Origin of the sequence: Tistrella bauzanensis, from assembly GCF_014636235.1 — a bacterium.
Classification (GTDB): Bacteria; Pseudomonadota; Alphaproteobacteria; order Tistrellales; family Tistrellaceae; genus Tistrella; species Tistrella bauzanensis.
Genome location: NZ_BMDZ01000210.1, coordinates 1 through 670 on the forward strand (window position 1 = coordinate 1; position 670 = coordinate 670).

At 66.3% G+C, this 670-nt stretch carries 1 pseudogene; it reads right to left on the reverse strand.

The features are described 5' to 3' along the window. Nucleotides 1-550 (reverse strand): annotated as a pseudogene (locus IEW15_RS25620) (IS66 family transposase); the annotation flags it as partial. Between the last annotated feature and the right edge of the window lie 120 nt (nt 551-670).

Sequence of the window (670 nt, forward strand, 5' to 3'; positions counted from 1 at the left end):
CAAGCAGCAGCCGCTCCAGCCGTTCGAACGGAATTGCCTGGCCGAAACGCAGGTAAAGGACGAAGGCCCGCAGGTTGGGGCCGAACGGCGACCCCGGCTCCAGCCCGGCAGGGGGCGTCGCCTTGAAGCGCCTGGCGCAGCAGGGGCAGGTGCCGCCGAACAGCGTCACACGGGTCACGTCCGGCGTGATCTCGGGGATTTCGATGCGATCGTAGGCGTGAACCTCGGCCTGAACCACACCCGCCACATCCGCCCGGCAGTGCGGGCAGTACTCGGCCAGCACGTCCTGCCGTCGCGTCGGGTTCGGATGCAGCGGACGATGGGCGCCCGCATGGGCCTTGCCCTTCGGCTTCGCCTTGGTCTCGCCGTTCGGCTTCTGGCCCTGCGAGGGCGGCTTGCTCGAATTGTCCGGCGTCTTCGGCGGCAAGTTCAACTTCTCCCGCAGCAGCGCGTTCTCCGCCTCCACCGCGTCCAGCCGCGCGATCAGCACGCTGATCAGCGTATCCTTCTCGGACGGCGACAGGGTGGAGAGATCGGGCGGCGGAGTCATGGACTGGTTGACTCATATCCGCCCAGCCAACGCAACAGAAATCTACATCTGGTAGGCCAATCCGGTTACCCAACCCAAGCCACCGCCTTCCCTGCCCGATGGGTAGGGTGAGCAATTACC